The 13,582-nt window shown below is 69.5% G+C and carries 17 protein-coding genes; 6 read left to right on the top strand and 11 right to left on the bottom strand.

Annotation, left to right across the window (positions count from 1 at the left end; all coding sequences use genetic code 11):
* Nucleotides 1-13 precede the first annotated feature (13 nt).
* Together UAA55_RS02845 and UAA55_RS02850 are read right to left on the bottom strand one after the other, a co-directional pair.
* Nucleotides 14-1,570, bottom strand: a complete 1,557-nt coding sequence (locus tag UAA55_RS02845; RefSeq protein WP_322951154.1) for a formate dehydrogenase beta subunit — start codon at nt 1,568-1,570, stop codon at nt 14-16.
* Nucleotides 1,567-2,064: a formate dehydrogenase subunit gamma gene (locus tag UAA55_RS02850; protein ID WP_322951155.1), complete on the bottom strand. Its 498-nt coding sequence runs from the start codon at nt 2,062-2,064 to the stop codon at nt 1,567-1,569. The genes UAA55_RS02845 and UAA55_RS02850 overlap by 4 nt, the downstream gene beginning before the upstream one ends.
* A 195-nt stretch (nt 2,065-2,259) precedes the next feature.
* Here UAA55_RS02850 and UAA55_RS02855 point away from each other — a divergent pair, with 195 nt between their 5' ends.
* The gene (locus tag UAA55_RS02855; protein WP_322951156.1) at nt 2,260-2,988 is read left to right on the top strand and encodes a tetratricopeptide repeat protein; all 729 of its coding nucleotides are present in this window, start codon (nt 2,260-2,262) and stop codon (nt 2,986-2,988) included.
* Nucleotides 2,989-3,127: 139 nt separating this feature from the next.
* On the opposite strand, the gene UAA55_RS02860 is transcribed toward UAA55_RS02855, so the two are convergent.
* The gene (locus UAA55_RS02860; RefSeq protein ID WP_322951157.1) at nt 3,128-4,033 is read right to left on the bottom strand and encodes a LysR family transcriptional regulator; all 906 of its coding nucleotides are present in this window, start codon (nt 4,031-4,033) and stop codon (nt 3,128-3,130) included.
* Nucleotides 4,034-4,193: 160 nt separating this feature from the next.
* On the opposite strand from UAA55_RS02860, the gene UAA55_RS02865 reads away from it, so the two are divergent.
* The 5 genes from UAA55_RS02865 (at nt 4,194) to UAA55_RS02885 (ending at nt 8,260) form a co-directional block, all read left to right on the top strand.
* Nucleotides 4,194-4,694, top strand: coding sequence for a hypothetical protein (locus UAA55_RS02865; protein ID WP_322951158.1), 501 nt, complete (start codon nt 4,194-4,196; stop codon nt 4,692-4,694).
* A 134-nt stretch (nt 4,695-4,828) separates the two neighbouring features.
* Complete coding sequence (locus UAA55_RS02870; RefSeq protein WP_322951159.1) at nt 4,829-6,274, top strand: alpha/beta hydrolase family protein; 1,446 nt, start codon at nt 4,829-4,831, stop codon at nt 6,272-6,274.
* Complete coding sequence (locus UAA55_RS02875) at nt 6,271-6,771, top strand: GNAT family N-acetyltransferase (protein WP_322951160.1); 501 nt, start codon at nt 6,271-6,273, stop codon at nt 6,769-6,771. Before UAA55_RS02870 ends, UAA55_RS02875 begins: the two co-directional genes overlap by 4 nt.
* Before the next feature lie 113 nt (nt 6,772-6,884).
* A complete protein-coding gene (locus tag UAA55_RS02880) occupies nt 6,885-7,538 on the top strand; it encodes a hypothetical protein (RefSeq protein ID WP_322951161.1) in 654 nt (217 codons plus the stop codon).
* 134 nt (nt 7,539-7,672) lie between these two features.
* The gene (locus UAA55_RS02885; protein ID WP_322951162.1) at nt 7,673-8,260 is read left to right on the top strand and encodes a hypothetical protein; all 588 of its coding nucleotides are present in this window, start codon (nt 7,673-7,675) and stop codon (nt 8,258-8,260) included.
* On the opposite strand, the gene UAA55_RS02890 is transcribed toward UAA55_RS02885, so the two are convergent.
* The 8 genes from UAA55_RS02890 to UAA55_RS02925 are packed head-to-tail and all read right to left on the bottom strand — an operon-like array spanning nt 8,257 to nt 13,575.
* Nucleotides 8,257-8,682 carry a hypothetical protein gene (locus UAA55_RS02890; RefSeq protein WP_322951163.1) on the bottom strand — a complete coding sequence of 142 codons (426 nt, stop codon included), beginning with the start codon at nt 8,680-8,682 and terminating at the stop codon, nt 8,257-8,259. The two genes, UAA55_RS02885 and UAA55_RS02890, sit on opposite strands and share 4 nt — an antisense overlap.
* The gene (locus tag UAA55_RS02895; protein ID WP_322951164.1) at nt 8,682-9,284 is read right to left on the bottom strand and encodes a HupE/UreJ family protein; all 603 of its coding nucleotides are present in this window, start codon (nt 9,282-9,284) and stop codon (nt 8,682-8,684) included. The genes UAA55_RS02890 and UAA55_RS02895 overlap by 1 nt, the downstream gene beginning before the upstream one ends.
* Before the next feature lie 58 nt (nt 9,285-9,342).
* Nucleotides 9,343-9,978, bottom strand: a complete 636-nt coding sequence (gene ureG, locus UAA55_RS02900; protein WP_004273348.1) for an urease accessory protein UreG — start codon at nt 9,976-9,978, stop codon at nt 9,343-9,345.
* On the bottom strand, nt 9,975-10,718 hold the full coding sequence (locus tag UAA55_RS02905; RefSeq protein ID WP_322951165.1) for an urease accessory protein UreF: 744 nt from the start codon (nt 10,716-10,718) through the stop codon (nt 9,975-9,977). Before UAA55_RS02905 ends, ureG begins: the two co-directional genes overlap by 4 nt.
* The gene (locus UAA55_RS02910; protein WP_322951166.1) at nt 10,660-11,205 is read right to left on the bottom strand and encodes an urease accessory protein UreE; all 546 of its coding nucleotides are present in this window, start codon (nt 11,203-11,205) and stop codon (nt 10,660-10,662) included. Before UAA55_RS02910 ends, UAA55_RS02905 begins: the two co-directional genes overlap by 59 nt.
* A 9-nt stretch (nt 11,206-11,214) precedes the next feature.
* Complete coding sequence (gene ureC / locus UAA55_RS02915) at nt 11,215-12,939, bottom strand: urease subunit alpha (protein ID WP_322951167.1); 1,725 nt, start codon at nt 12,937-12,939, stop codon at nt 11,215-11,217.
* Nucleotides 12,939-13,256, bottom strand: a complete 318-nt coding sequence (locus UAA55_RS02920; RefSeq protein ID WP_322951916.1) for an urease subunit beta — start codon at nt 13,254-13,256, stop codon at nt 12,939-12,941. Before UAA55_RS02920 ends, ureC begins: the two co-directional genes overlap by 1 nt.
* Before the next feature lie 16 nt (nt 13,257-13,272).
* Nucleotides 13,273-13,575 (bottom strand): urease subunit gamma, encoded by a 303-nt coding sequence (locus UAA55_RS02925; RefSeq protein WP_004273333.1) that lies wholly within the window; start codon nt 13,573-13,575, stop codon nt 13,273-13,275.
* Nucleotides 13,576-13,582 lie beyond the last annotated feature (7 nt).

Below are 13,582 nucleotides of genomic sequence, written 5' to 3' on the forward strand. Positions count from 1 at the left end.
GCCGGACCCTCCTTCACTCAGCCGCGACCGGCAGGGGCCGGCCGTAGAAATCCTCGGGGAAATGGCGGATGGCGCTCAACACCGGATAGGGCGTGAAGCCCCCCAGCGCGCACAGCGACCCGAACTTCATGGTGTTGCAGAGGTCTTCCAGCAGCGCGATGTTGGCCGCCACGTCCCGGCCCGCCAGGATACGGTCCACCACCTCCGCCCCCCGGGTGGAGCCGATGCGGCAGGGCGTGCACTTGCCGCAGGACTCCTCGGCGCAGAATTCCATGGCGAAGCGGGCCATGTGGGCCATGTCCACCGTGTCGTCGAACACCACCAGGCCGCCGTGGCCGATCAGGGCGTCGCGCGCGGCGAAGGCCTCGTAATCATAGGGGGTGTCGAACTGGCTGGGCGGCAGGTAGGCGCCCAGGGGACCACCGGCCTGCACCGCGCGCACCGGCCGGCGGCTATTGGTGCCGCCGCCCACCTCCATCACGATCTCCCCCAGGGTCAGGCCGAAGGCCGTCTCGAACAGGCCGCCGTGCAGGACGTTGCCGGCCAGCTGGATGGGCATGGTGCCGCGCGACCGTCCCATGCCGAAGTCGGCGTAATGCTGGGCGCCCAGGTCCAGGATCACGGGGATGGTGGCCAGGGACAGCAGGTTGTTGACCACGGTGGGACGGCCGAACAGGCCCTTCAGCGCCGGCAGCGGCGGCTTGGCCCGCACCACGCCGCGCTTGCCCTCCAGGCTTTCCAGCAGCGCCGTCTCCTCACCACAGACGTAGGCGCCGGCGCCCACCCGCAGTTCCAGGTGGAACTCCACCTCGCTGCCCAGGATGTCCCGGCCCAGCAGGCCGGCGGCGCGCGCGATGTCCAGCGCCGCCCGCATGGTGGCGTTGGCGTGCGGATATTCGGAGCGGGAGTAGATGTAGCCTCGGGTGGCCCCCACCGCGAGGCCGGCGATGGTCATGCCCTCGATCAGGCAGAAGGGGTCGCCCTCCAGGATCATGCGGTCGGCGAAGGTGCCGCTGTCGCCCTCGTCGGCGTTGCAGACAATGTACTTCTGGTCCGCCGCCGCGTCGCGCACCGTCTTCCACTTGATGCCGGTGGGGAAACCGGCGCCGCCACGGCCGCGCAGGCCGGACTTGGTCACCGCCTCCACCGTCGCGGCACCGCCCACCTCGATGGCCTTGGCCAGGCCGCGATAACCGCCGGCGGCCTTGTAATCCTCCACCGATAGCGGATCGACGATGCCGCAGCGGGCGAAGGTCAGCCGCGTCTGACGGGCCAGGAAGGGATGGTCCTCCGGCCGGCCGACACGCAAGGGGTGCGTGGCGCCCGTCAGCCAGCCGGCGGTGAACAGGCCCGCCACGTCGCCGGCCTGCACCGGGCCATAAGCGATGCGGCCCAGGGGGGTTTCCACCTCCACCATCGGTTCCAGCCAGAACAGGCCGCGCGAACCGGTGCGCACAATGGTGACGGCGGTGCCGAGGGCGGCGGCCTGGGTCTCCACGGCGCGCGCCACCTCTTCCGCGCCCACCGCCAGGGCCGCGACGTCGCGGGGAATGAAGATGCGGGTGCTCATGGCGTCGACCAATCGTTGCGGGCCTCGTTCACGGCGGCGTCCAGCCGTTCGCGGTTCAGGCGCCCCAGGGGACGGCCGTCGATCAGGGCCGCCGGGGCGCAGGCGCACAGGCCCAGGCAATAGACAGGCTCAATCGTTACCTGCCCGTCGCCGGTGGTGCCGCCCCATTCCAGACCCAGGCGGCGCAGCAAGCCTTCCGCCAAGGCATGGCCGCCCATGGACTGGCAGGCCTCGGCCCGGCACAGCTTCACGACGTGGCGGCCGGCCTGGGCCTCCCTAAAGTCGTGGTAAAAACTTACGATTCCATGAACATCCGCACGGGAAAGGTTCAGCGCGTCCGCCAGCATGGGCACCGCATCCTGGGGCACATGGCCGAAGGTCTCCTGCAAGGCATGCAGTATCGGCAATGCAGGCCCTTCAAGATTTTGGTGCGCCGCAATGACTTCGGCGGCCTTTTCACGGTCCCAGGCGGTACTTGTTGTGGCAGACGTCACAGCAGCGGCCTCACTTCTCAGGCAATCTCCCTGTCATTAGAAGTTGGCTATCGCCGGACCATAATCAACGCAGCCGTTCCATGTTGCGATAGAAAACTTCTATCACGCCGCCCGGCCCGCATCCGCCCGGCCCCCGCGGCACATCGAAACCACATAGGACGCCCAAACAGGACGCCCGTCACTGGGACGTGGATCATGCGTGCGCGTATTTTAGTTGCGACATCAACCTTGCTGAGCCTGATGCTGACGGCTCCGATCGCGGTGCAGGCCGCCTCGGTCGACAGCCCGGCCGCGATGACGGCGACGGTCCCGGCCGTGCAGCCCACCGATCCGGCGATGGCGCAGGACGTGACGCAACTGCTGCGCGACTGGTCGGTCATCAAGTACCAGATGCACGACGACAAGGCCCAGGCCCTGAAGATGCGAGACCTGCTGGTCCGCGCCACCGACCTACGGAGCCGCTATCCCGGTCGGGCGGAGCCCCTGATCGGCACCGCCCTGATCCTGGGCAGCATCGCCGGCTATGAGCAGAACGCCGGCTCGCTGGAGCTGGTGCGCCAAGCCCGCGACCTGTTCGAACAGGCCGACAAGATAGACCCGACCGCCCTGGATGGCGCCTCGGCCGTGAACCTGGGTTCGCTCTACTACCTGATGCCGGGCTTCCCCATTGGTTTCGGCAGCGACAGCAAGGCCCGCAAGTATCTGGAGCGCGGCATCGCGCTAAGCCCCAACGGGCTGGAATCCAACTACTTCTACGGCGAGTTCCTGTCGCAGCAGGGCGAGTACGAGCGGCTCGCCAAGGTGCTGGCCCACGCCCTGGAAGCGCCGGTGTCGGTGACCCAGCCCGTGTGGGACGCCGGCCGCCGGGCCGAGGCCCGCGCGCTGTTGGCCGACGTCCGTCAGAAGCTGGTGGCGTCGAACTGATAGCTCCGCCTGACGCGCCGGGGGACAGCCCATCTGGCCACCACATCCGAAACCAGAACCCCCGGGATGGCCGCCGCCTCCCGGGGTTTTTTATCGGCCGGCCGGATGTCGTTACGACAGATCGACCGGGGCGCGACCGTCAGGGCGCCATGGGCTCGCCAAAGGTGCGGGCCACCTTCTTGGCCTCCGCCACCAGGGCGGCGGTCAGGGGGGTCATGGGGTCGCGGTAGGGCACCACCAGGCCGATATCGTGCACCGCCGCCGGGTCGACGATGGGGATGGCCCGGATCTCCTCCGGGAAATTGAAGGCCGTGGTCAGCACCTCGGGCATGATGCTGGCCCACTTGCCCGTGCGCACATGGGAGAACAGCACGATCATGGAATTGGATTCCAGGGTCGGGGCCGAGGTGGCGCCGGCGATGGCCAGCAGCCGGTCGATGATGCGGCGGTTCTGCATGTCGGGCGTCAGCAGGCACAGCGGTATCTCCCCCACCTCCGCCCAGCTGACCTGGGTGCGGGCGCCCAGCGGGCTGTCGCGGGAGATCAGCAGGCGGTACTGCTCGCGGTACAGGGGCACGGTGCGCACGCGGCCCAGGGGCTCGTTATCCAAATAGGTCAGGCCGGCGTCGATCTCCAACCCTTCCAGCAAGTGCAGGATCTCGATGGAGGTGCGCGACAGCACGGTGAAGCGCACGCCCGGATGCCGCTCGCGGTAGGGCGTGGTCAGGATGGGCACCATGGCCAGGGCCGTGGGGATGACGGCGATGCGCAGGTGGCCGCTGAGGCCGTGACGCAGGGCGCGTACCTCCTGGCGCATGGCGCGGGCGTCGCCCACGATGCGGCGGGCCCAGTCCAGCACCCGCTCCCCCTCCTGCGTCAGACCCATGTAACGGGCGCCGCGGTTGACCAGCAGCACGCCCAACTGGTCCTCCAACTGCTTCAGGCCGGCCGACAAGGTGGGCTGGGTGACGCCACAGGCCTCCGCCGCGCGGCCGAAATGCTGTTCCCTGGCCAGCGCGATGAAGAATTCCAGCTTGTCGATCATGCCGTCCGCGCCCCCCTTGGCCCGGGCCTCGTTCCCGGGCGCCCGCGTCCCGCGCATGATCGGTGAACAGGGTCCGTTGATACAAGACCGCGCGTGGGAGAGGGCGCAAATTGGAGCCAAGCGGCTCCGAACCGCCGTCTCATGGAACAGGGACCATACCATGTTCGATCCAACCAGTTACGTGGGCTTCCATACCGACCTCAGCCTGCTGGCCCTGGCCGCCGGGCTGGTTCTGATCGCCGGCCTGTTCATCGGCCGGGTGCCGCCGGCGCTGACGGCGTGCTACCTGGCGGCGGCCGTCCTGACCGACATCACCGGCTTCGGCTTTCCCTTCACCGGTTTCCTTCCCTCGCACGGCGTGGGGGCGCTGTCTCTGCTGATCCTGGTCGTGACGGGCGCCGCCCTCTACGCCTTCGGTTTGCGTGGGGCGTGGCGCTGGATCTACGCCGCCGGCCTCACCGCCAGCGTCTTCCTGCTGGCCTTCGTCGCCGTCGCCCAGTCCTTCCTGAAGGTGCCGGCCCTGCACGCGCTGGCGCCCACAGGCAGCGAGCCGCCCTTCGGCGCCGCGGAGGGTATCCTGCTGCTGCTGTTCCTGGGCACCGGCATCCTGGCCACCCGCCGGTTCCAACCCCAGGTCCGGCCGGCGGTGGTCCAGGCCTGAACACACGGGCGGCGCATCCCCTCTTACCCTCTGGACAGCACCGCCAACCGACCCCACGCTAATGGGGCTGGTTGACGGGCGAAGGACGGCGAGCCTGGGTGCGGATGATGGCGCGGTGGCGGGCATGGATGTGGATGACGGTGCTGTTGTGGGCCGCCTTCACCGGCGGCCCGCTGTCCGGCGTCGTACCCGCGCAGGCCGGCGTGGTGGAGCCGGCGCCCGCCGCCACCCTGACCGGTGACTGGCGGGGCACCCTGGACACCGGGCTGACGCGCCTGCGCCTGGAGTTCCATGTCACCGCCGCCCCCGGCCCCGCCGGCGGCGCCCCCGCCCTGGCCGGCACGCTGGACAGCGTCGACCAGCAGGTGATGGGCCTTCCCATCCCCAGCATCAGCCGGGAGGGCGACACCGTCACCTTCGACATCCCGGCCGTGCTGGGCGGCTACACCGGCACGCTGTCGGCCGACGGGCAGACCCTGACCGGTACCTGGCGGCAGGCCCGGCAGGCCCGCCCGCTGGCCCTGACCCGCCTGACCACGGCGCAGATTCAGGCGGAACAGGCGCGGCCCCAGGTGCCCCGCCCACCCTTCCCCTACCGCGCGGTCAGCGTGGCCTACGGCAACCCGGCGGCGCCCGACGTGAGGCTGGCCGGCACCCTGACCCTGCCGCCGGGCAAGGGCCCTTTCCCCGCCGCGCTGCTGATCACCGGATCGGGCCCCCAGGACCGCGATGAGACCATCGAGGGCCACAAGCCTTTCCTGGTCCTGGCCGACGCGCTGACCCGGCGCGGCATCGCCGTGCTGCGGGTGGACGACCGCGGCGTGGGCCAGTCCACCGGTGATTTCGATGCCGCCACCACGCCCGACTTCGCCACCGACGCCGCCGCCGGTGTCGCCTATCTGCGCGGCCGCGCCGACATCGACCCGCGCCGCATCGGCCTGATCGGCCACAGCGAGGGCGGGCTCATCGCCCCCATGGTGGCCAGCCGCGACCCCACCATCGCCTGGCTGGTGCTGATGGCCGGCCCGGGCGTGGATGGGGAAACCATCCTGCTGAACCAGAAGCGCCTGATCGCCGGGGCCACCGGCGTGGGGGCGTCCGGGGCCGAGCGCCTGGTGGACATGGACCGCCGCGAGTACGCCATCGTGAAGGACGAGCCGGATCCGGAACGCGCCCGCGCCCGCCTGCGCATCCTGCTGCAGGGCGGCATGATGGGCGGCGACAACCGCATCGCCACGTCCGAAGCGGTGATCGAGGCGGTGACCAAGCCCTGGTACCGCTGGTTTTTGACCTACGATCCCGCCCCCGCGCTGCGTACCCTGCGCCTGCCCGTTCTGGCCCTGGTGGGGTCCAGGGACCTGCAGGTCTCGGCCCCTGAGAACCTGCCGGCCCTGCGCGCGGCCCTGGCCGACGACCCCAAGGCCGAGGTGCGCGAGGTGCCGGGCCTGAACCACATGTTCCAGACCGCCGACACCGGCGCCCCCACCGAATACGCCCGCATCCCCGAGACGATCGCGCCCGTGGCCCTGGACCTGATCACCGATTGGGTGGCGGCGCATAGTGGGCGCCCCAAGCCGTGAGCGTGACGCTGCGCGCGCCCGCAGCCGACGAGTTGCCCGCCCTGCAAACGCTGGAGGCCGCCGCCCGCCGCCGCTACGCCGCCTGGCCGGACTTGGCCTTCGTCGCCGGCCGCCCACCGATCGCGCTTGAACGCCTGGCGGCCGGCACGGTGTGGGTGGCCGAGCACGCGGGACGACCCGCCGGCTTCATCCTGCTGCAGCCGCAGGACGGCCAGCTATACATCGCCAATATTTCGGTGGCGCCCGAGGCCGGTGGGCGGGGCATCGGGGCCGCCCTGCTGGCCCAAGCCCTCACCGGCGCCCGGACTTTGGGCGCCGAGGCCCTGACACTGACCACCTTCCGGGCACCGCCCTGGAATGGCCCCTGGTTCCGCCGCCATGGTTATACGCTCATGCCGGCGGAACATATAAGGCCGACCTTACGCGCGACACTGGAGCGCCAGGCCATCACCGTGGTTCCGGCAACACGGGAAGTGTTGTGGCGCCCGGCCGAATAGAATATTTTGATATTAGATAAATATTATGTTCACTCGCTATTAACATAGGTGCGCTTTTGCTTTTATTTAAAAATGGCGACCTGCATCGCTTGACAATTTTCGTAGCCTTGGCCTTGTGCCTGCTCGCCGCACCCTCTGCCGCCTTGGCCGGCAATGAATACGCGGAGATCGACACACAGCCGACCATCGCCGTCATGCAGAAGCTGGGTGCCACCCAGGGCCATGAAAATGATGCCCTGCTGGCAACCATCCAGCAGAAGTCGCAGGACTATCCGCCGGCCGTCTTTTTCCCGCTGGCCCGCATCCTGTTCCAGCAGGGCGACGTCGATGGCGCCATTTTCTGGATGAACGCGGGCCGGCTGCGGACCACCTTCGACGCCAGGCTGTGCACCGATGCCTCCGCCGGGGCCGGTGTGGGCGCCCTCGTGGCGACCCTTCCCAACGAGTTGCGCAAGGCCCAGTTCGACGATACGGCGAAACTGACCGCCATCATTGAGCGGGTGATTAAATGGGACGAGACCACCCCCTACAACTACGACCACCGTTGGATCGCCCTGCACGGGCTGGGGGCCATGCGCCGCTCCATGGGCATGGATAACAATGCCCCTGCCCAACCCCTGACCATCCCCCGGGATCAGTGGGACGATGTGGCCCGAAAGGGGCGCAGTGAATTGCGGGAAGGTATCGCCCAGGCCATCGCCACCGTGGAGAAGAACCGGCAAGCACAGCAGTCGAGCGCACCGCAGCAGGGTAAGTCGGCTCAATAAGGTAGGGGAGAACTGGGGCCCGGCCTGCACAGATCCTGCACAGTAAGTGCTTGGCCTTTCGGAGAAAATGCGCACCGGCCCCAGGTAGAACACGGTTAGCGTGGCGGTTGTCCATCAACCGTCCGAGCCGCCTCATGAGTACCGTCGCCCTCACACCCGACCGTCCCGCCATCTGGCCCATCCTGGCCGCCGCCGTCCTCTTCGCCGGCCTGGTGCTGGTCGACACCGCGCTGGAGTGGGAACCACCGTTCGACGCCCTGGCGCTGCTGGCGCTCCTCGCGCTCTGGTGTGGTGCTGCGATGGGGGCGGCAAGTCAGGCGGTGCGGGCGTGCCGTGACGGGCGGCCCGGGCGCGCCGTATCCCTGGCGATACTGCCCCTGGCCTTCCTGGTGACGGTGGTTCAACCCCGCCTGGTCATGGGTGGCGCACAGTCACTGGGGGACCGCTTGCACTTCGCCAAGGGACGCCCCTCGTACCTGGCCCAGGTCCGCGCCCTGCCGGATACCGGCGAGCCCAAGCTGTTGGTCTGGGGCTGGGGCGGCTTCATCGTCGCCTCGACCAGCCTGGTCTATGACGAGAGCGATGAGGTCACCCTGCCGCCCGAGCGGCAATCCGCCTCCTGGAAGACGCGGATCGAGCACACCGACCTCGCTTGCCCCTATGGCTATCGCGTGCGCACTGCGCTGGGCGGGCATTTCTATGCCGTGGGCGTGGGGTGCTAAGACACCGCGCAGCCGGCTACCAGCGCACTCATCGCCCCAGCCAGGCCCTCGGTGGTGATTGCCGGGCTCACTGCCGATCCTATGCGAAATTGAAGGCGGCGGGCGCGGCCCAGGCGGTCCAGCGCTGCGGTCGGGAAGGGCACCAGAACGCCGCTCATCCCATCGGCGACATACCGTCCGACGCCCAGGGGCAAGGGCCGGCCATCCAGGACCAGGGCCACGGGACAGGTGTCGTCCCCACCGCAGTCGGTTTCCAGCCACAGGGTAAGGGGGCCGGCCTCACAGCTCAGCGCCATGCCGGAAAACTCCCCCGCCCCGTCATGGGCGAGGCCGGCCTTGTCGCCATTGGCCACCCAACGCGGCGTATCGGCCGCCATCGCCGGGGCGGCGGCCAGCGCACCGAGGAGAACCAGACGCCTCATCACACCGCCAGCAACAGCGGCGCCATGGCGGCCATGCCCAGGCCGGCCAGGCGCGGGGCCAGGGACAGGCCGTTGCGTTCCGCCAGGCGGGACAGAGCGACGCCGGTGAGGTGCAGGACGGCGGAGGCGGTGACGAAGCCGAGGCCGTAGGCCAGGCCATCGGCGTCCGCCGGCATCTCCACCCCGTGAGCGGCGCCGTGGCAGAGGGCGAAAGCGCCGATCAGGACGGCGCCGGCGGCCAAGGGCAATCGCGCGCCGAAGGCCGTCAGCCAGCCCAGGGCCGCCACCGACAGGACGATGCCCCACTCGACACCCGGCAGCGCCAGGCCGTTGGCGCCGGCGGCGGCACCGGCGACCAGCAGGGCCAGGAAAGCCAGGGGCCACAGCCACACCGCTCGGCTGCCTTGCCCCCCTTTGGCCTGCTGCCCAGCCCAAAGGCCCACGGCGGTCATGGCGGCCAGATGGTCCAGCCCGCCGAAGGGATGGGCGAAGCCATCGGTGAAGCCATGGGTGTGGCCGGGCATGCCAGGGTGGGCGAAGGCCACGGCGGGGGCAAATGCGGCGGCGGCGGCCAGGGCGGACAGCAGGCGGCGGTGCATCATGGTCGGGTTCCCCTGTTCGATGTCTATAAAGCTCAGGCGGCCAGGCCGCCCTTTTCCCCTAGGCGGCCAGACCGCCGGCGCGTTCGATGAAGCGGGTGACGACGTCCAGGCCCTGCGCGGTCTTCAGGTTGGTGAAGACGTAGGGGCGTTCGCCCCGCATGCGCTTGGTGTCGCTGTCCATCACCTCCAGGCTGGCGCCCACCAGGGGGGCCAGGTCGATCTTGTTGATGACCAGCAGGTCGGATCGGGTGATGCCGGGGCCGCCCTTGCGCGGGATCTTCTCCCCCGCCGCCACGTCGATGACGTAGATGGTGATGTCGGCCAGTTCCGGGCTGAAGGTGGCGGCCAGATTGTCGCCGCCGGATTCGATCAGGATGATGTCCAGGCCGGGGAACTTGGCGTTCATCTGGTCCACCGCCGCCAGGTTGATGGACGCATCCTCGCGGATGGCGGTGTGGGGGCAGCCGCCCGTCTCCACCCCCAGGATGCGGTCGGGATCCAGCGCGCCGACGCGCGTCAGGATCAGGGCGTCTTCCTTGGTATAGATGTCGTTGGTGATGGCGACGATGTTGTAGATGTCGCGGAACCGCTTGCACAGCGCCTCCATCAACGCGGTCTTGCCGGAACCGACGGGGCCGCCGATGCCCACCCGCAGGGGCCCATGGGGGGAAGCGTTGGGGGAAGACGTGCTCATGAGCGGAACAACCTCGTGTATTGCGTCTCGTGGTTCATGGAGGCGATGTCGGCCACCCAGGCCGCCCCGCCCAGATCATCCAGGGTGCTGAGGGCCGCGCGGGCCGCGGAGGCCAGCACCAGCGGTTCCAGCCGCGCCAGCGCGCGCTGGCCGTCCGTCTGGCCCAGGGGCACCAGGCGCAGGGCCGCCGACACCAGATTGCCGACGAAGCCGTGCAGATAGCCCAGCAGGGTCGCCGGCAGGCTGAGGCCATGGCCGGCCGCCACCGCGCCCACCGCCACGGGGTAGGCCAGATCGCCCCCCATCGCCTTCAGCCGGTCGACAGCCTCACACGGCCAGGCCGAGGCGATGGCGGCGGCGAAGGCGCGGCCCTGGGACAGGCTTTCCAGCCGCCGTTCCGCCGTGGGCGTCAGGGCCGCCGCCAACTCGGCCACCTCGGCCAAGCCCGGCCAGTCGCCCGCCGCCGAAGCCCGCCAGGCCGCCGCCGCCAGCACGGCGTCGTTCCAGCCGGAGCCCAGGGCCAGCAGGTCATCCACCCAGGCCACCAGGGCATCCACCGTGCGGATGGTGCCGTCCTCCACCCCCCATTCCAGGCCGTGGCTGTAGGAGAAGGCGCCCACGGGGAAGGAGGCCGTCAGCCAAGTCATGAGGCGGTAGACGCCGGCGGCGTCGGTGATGGCCTCAGCCATGGCCGTGCCCGTGGTGATGATGGTGGTGCCCATGGTCATGGTCGTGATCATGCCCGTGACCATGGGAGTGGCCATGCCCGCCGCCGGCCGGGCTGTCGCCATAGGCGCCGCCCTCGGGGTCGAAGGGGGCGGAGACGGGCGTGACGATGGCGCCCAGGCCGGTCAGCATGTCGGCCAGCACATGGTCGGCGCGGATGCGCAGGCGGTCGCCGCGCAGTTCGGCCGGGATGTGGCGGTTGCCGATATGCCAGGCCATGCGCAGCAGGTCGCCGATGGCCTCGCACCGCACCTCCATCAGGTCCTCCGGCGCCGCCTTGACCGTCACGATACCGACGCCGGTCAGCACCAGCCCGTCGCCATGGCGAATATGCCGGGGGCTGGGCAGATCCAGCAGGAAGGCGCCGCCGTTCCCGTCCCGCTCCAGCCGCAGGCGCCGGCGGCAGCGGTGGTCGAAGTCCAGCGTCACGGCGCCCACCGCCTTGGCGGCATCCCAATAGCCGGCGGGCAGGACGGTGTGGACTTTGGGTAAATCAGTCACGGGGAGCCCTCAGAACAGGAAATAGCGCTGCGCCATTGGCAGCACGTCGGCGGGCTCGCAGGTGACGATCTGGCCGTCCACCCGCACCTCATAGGTTTCCGGGTCCACCTCGACATGCGGCGTGGCGTTGTTGTGGACCATGGCGGCCTTGCCGATGCCGCCGCGGGTGTTGGCCACGGCCAGCAGGGTCTTCTCCAGACCCAGGCGCTGCCCCAGCCCATCGTCCAGGGCCGCCTGCGAGACGAAGGTGACGGCGCTGCGCCGCACCGCCCGGCCATAGGCGCCGAACATGGGGCGGTAGTGCACGGGCTGCGGCGTGGGGATGCTGGCGTTGGGATCGCCCATGGGCGCGGCGACGATGGTGCCCATCTTCAAGACCAGGTCCGGCTTCACCCCGAAGAAGGCGGGCGACCACAGCACCAGGTCGGCCAGCTTGCCGGCGGCGACGGAGCCGACATGCGCGCTCATGCCGTGGGCGATGGCGGGGTTGATGGTGACCTTGGCGATGTAGCGCTTCACCCGGGCGTTGTCGTTCTCGCCCGTCTCTTCGCTCAGGCGGCCGCGCTGCACCTTCATCTTGTGCGCCGTCTGCCAGGTGCGGATCAGCACCTCCCCCACCCTGCCCATGGCCTGGCTGTCGGAGGAGATGATGGAGAGGGCGCCCAGGTCGTGCAGCACATCCTCCGCCGCGATGGTCTCGCGCCGGATGCGGCTTTCGGCGAAGGCCACGTCCTCGGGAATGTTGGGGTCCAGGTGGTGGCAGACCATGAGCATGTCCAGATGCTCATCCACCGTGTTGCGGGTGTAGGGCCGCGTGGGGTTGGTGGATGACGGGATGACGTTGGCCAGGCCGCAGACCTTGATGATGTCCGGCGCGTGGCCGCCGCCCGCCCCCTCGGTATGGTAGGCGTGGATGGTGCGGCCCTTGAAGGCGGCGATGGTGTCCTCGACAAAGCCGAACTCGTTCAGCGTGTCGGAATGGATCATCACCTGCACGTCGAAGCGATCGCCCACATCCAGGCAGGTGTCGATGGCGGCCGGGGTGGTGCCCCAGTCCTCATGCAGCTTCAGGGCCGCCGCCCCGGCGCGCACCTGTTCCTCCAGCGCCGCCGGCAGCGCCGCGTTGCCCTTGCCGGCGAAGGCCAGGTTCATGGGGAAGGCCTCCGCCGCCTCCAGCATGCGGGCCAGGTGCCAAGGGCCCGGCGTGCAGGTGGTGGCGTTGGTGCCGGTGGCGGGGCCGGTGCCGCCGCCCAGCATGGTGGTGACGCCGGACATCAACGCCTCTTCGATCTGCTGGGGGCAGATGAAGTGGATGTGGGTGTCGATGCCGCCGGCCGTCAGGATCTTGCCCTCGCCCGCGATGACCTCGGTGCCGGGGCCGACGATGATGTCCACGCCCGGCTGGACGTCGGGGTTACCGGCTTTGCCGATATGGTGGATGCGGCCGTCACGCAGGCCCACGTCGGCCTTGACGATGCCCCAGTGGTCGATGATCAGGGCGTTGGTGATGACGGTGTCGACGGCACCCCCCATTGGCCCCTGGGCGCGCGTCGCCTGCGACTGCCCCATGCCGTCGCGGATGACCTTGCCGCCGCCGAACTTCACCTCCTCGCCATAGGTGGTGAAGTCCTTCTCCACCTCCACGATCAGGTCGGTGTCGGCCAGGCGCACCCGGTCGCCCACGGTGGGGCCGAACATGTCCGCATAGGCGGCGCGGCTGATCCTCACGGCCATCAATTGCCTCCCTTAAGGGGACCGGAAACCTGGGCGTTGAAGCCGTGGACCGTCCGGGCGCCGCGATAGGGCACCAGGGTGACGGTGCGGGTCTGCCCCGGCTCGAACCGCACCGCCGTGCCGGCGGCGATGTCCAGCCGGTGGCCATAGGCCTGGGCGCGGTCGAAGTTGAGGCCCGCGTTGGTCTCGAAGAAATGGAAGTGGGAACCGACCTGGATGGGCCGGTCACCGGTGTTGGCCACGTCCAGCGTCACCGTCGGCAGGCCGGCGTTCAGCTCGATCTCGCCCTCGGCCGTGAAGATTTGTCCCGGGATCAGGGTCATGGATGGGCCCTCAACGAATAGGATTATGGACGGTGACCAGCTTCACCCCGTCGGGGAAGGTCGCCTCCACCTGCACGTCCGGGATCATCTCGGCGATGCCCTCCATCACCTGGTGGCGGCCCACCACGTGGGCGCCCTGGTCCATCAGCTCCGCCACCGGGCGGCCGTCGCGGGCGCCCTCGACCACGAAATCGGTGATCAGGGCGATGGCCTCGGGGTGGTTCAGCTTCACGCCCCGTTCCAGGCGGCGGCGCGCCACCATGGCCGCCATGGCGATCAGCAGCTTGTCCTTCTCACGCGGGGTTAGGTTCACCGCATAT

This window comes from Nitrospirillum guanabarense (genome assembly GCF_034653355.1).
Taxonomy (GTDB): Bacteria; Pseudomonadota; Alphaproteobacteria; order Azospirillales; family Azospirillaceae; genus Nitrospirillum.

What these genes read in the sequence shown, in the direction of transcription:
- UAA55_RS02845 (WP_322951154.1), bottom strand. Translation starts at nt 1,570, where the DNA reads ATGAGCACCCGCATCTTCATTCCCCGCGACGTCGCGGCCCTGGCGGTG.
- UAA55_RS02855 (WP_322951156.1), top strand. Translation starts at nt 2,260, where the DNA reads ATGCGTGCGCGTATTTTAGTTGCGACATCAACCTTGCTGAGCCTGATG.
- UAA55_RS02860 (WP_322951157.1), bottom strand. Translation starts at nt 4,033, where the DNA reads ATGATCGACAAGCTGGAATTCTTCATCGCGCTGGCCAGGGAACAGCAT.
- UAA55_RS02865 (WP_322951158.1), top strand. Translation starts at nt 4,194, where the DNA reads ATGTTCGATCCAACCAGTTACGTGGGCTTCCATACCGACCTCAGCCTG.
- UAA55_RS02870 (WP_322951159.1), top strand. Translation starts at nt 4,829, where the DNA reads ATGACGGTGCTGTTGTGGGCCGCCTTCACCGGCGGCCCGCTGTCCGGC.
- UAA55_RS02885 (WP_322951162.1), top strand. Translation starts at nt 7,673, where the DNA reads ATGAGTACCGTCGCCCTCACACCCGACCGTCCCGCCATCTGGCCCATC.
- UAA55_RS02890 (WP_322951163.1), bottom strand. Translation starts at nt 8,682, where the DNA reads ATGAGGCGTCTGGTTCTCCTCGGTGCGCTGGCCGCCGCCCCGGCGATG.
- UAA55_RS02895 (WP_322951164.1), bottom strand. Translation starts at nt 9,284, where the DNA reads ATGATGCACCGCCGCCTGCTGTCCGCCCTGGCCGCCGCCGCCGCATTT.
- ureG (WP_004273348.1), bottom strand. Translation starts at nt 9,978, where the DNA reads ATGAGCACGTCTTCCCCCAACGCTTCCCCCCATGGGCCCCTGCGGGTG.
- UAA55_RS02905 (WP_322951165.1), bottom strand. Translation starts at nt 10,718, where the DNA reads ATGATCACGACCATGACCATGGGCACCACCATCATCACCACGGGCACG.
- ureC (WP_322951167.1), bottom strand. Translation starts at nt 12,939, where the DNA reads ATGGCCGTGAGGATCAGCCGCGCCGCCTATGCGGACATGTTCGGCCCC.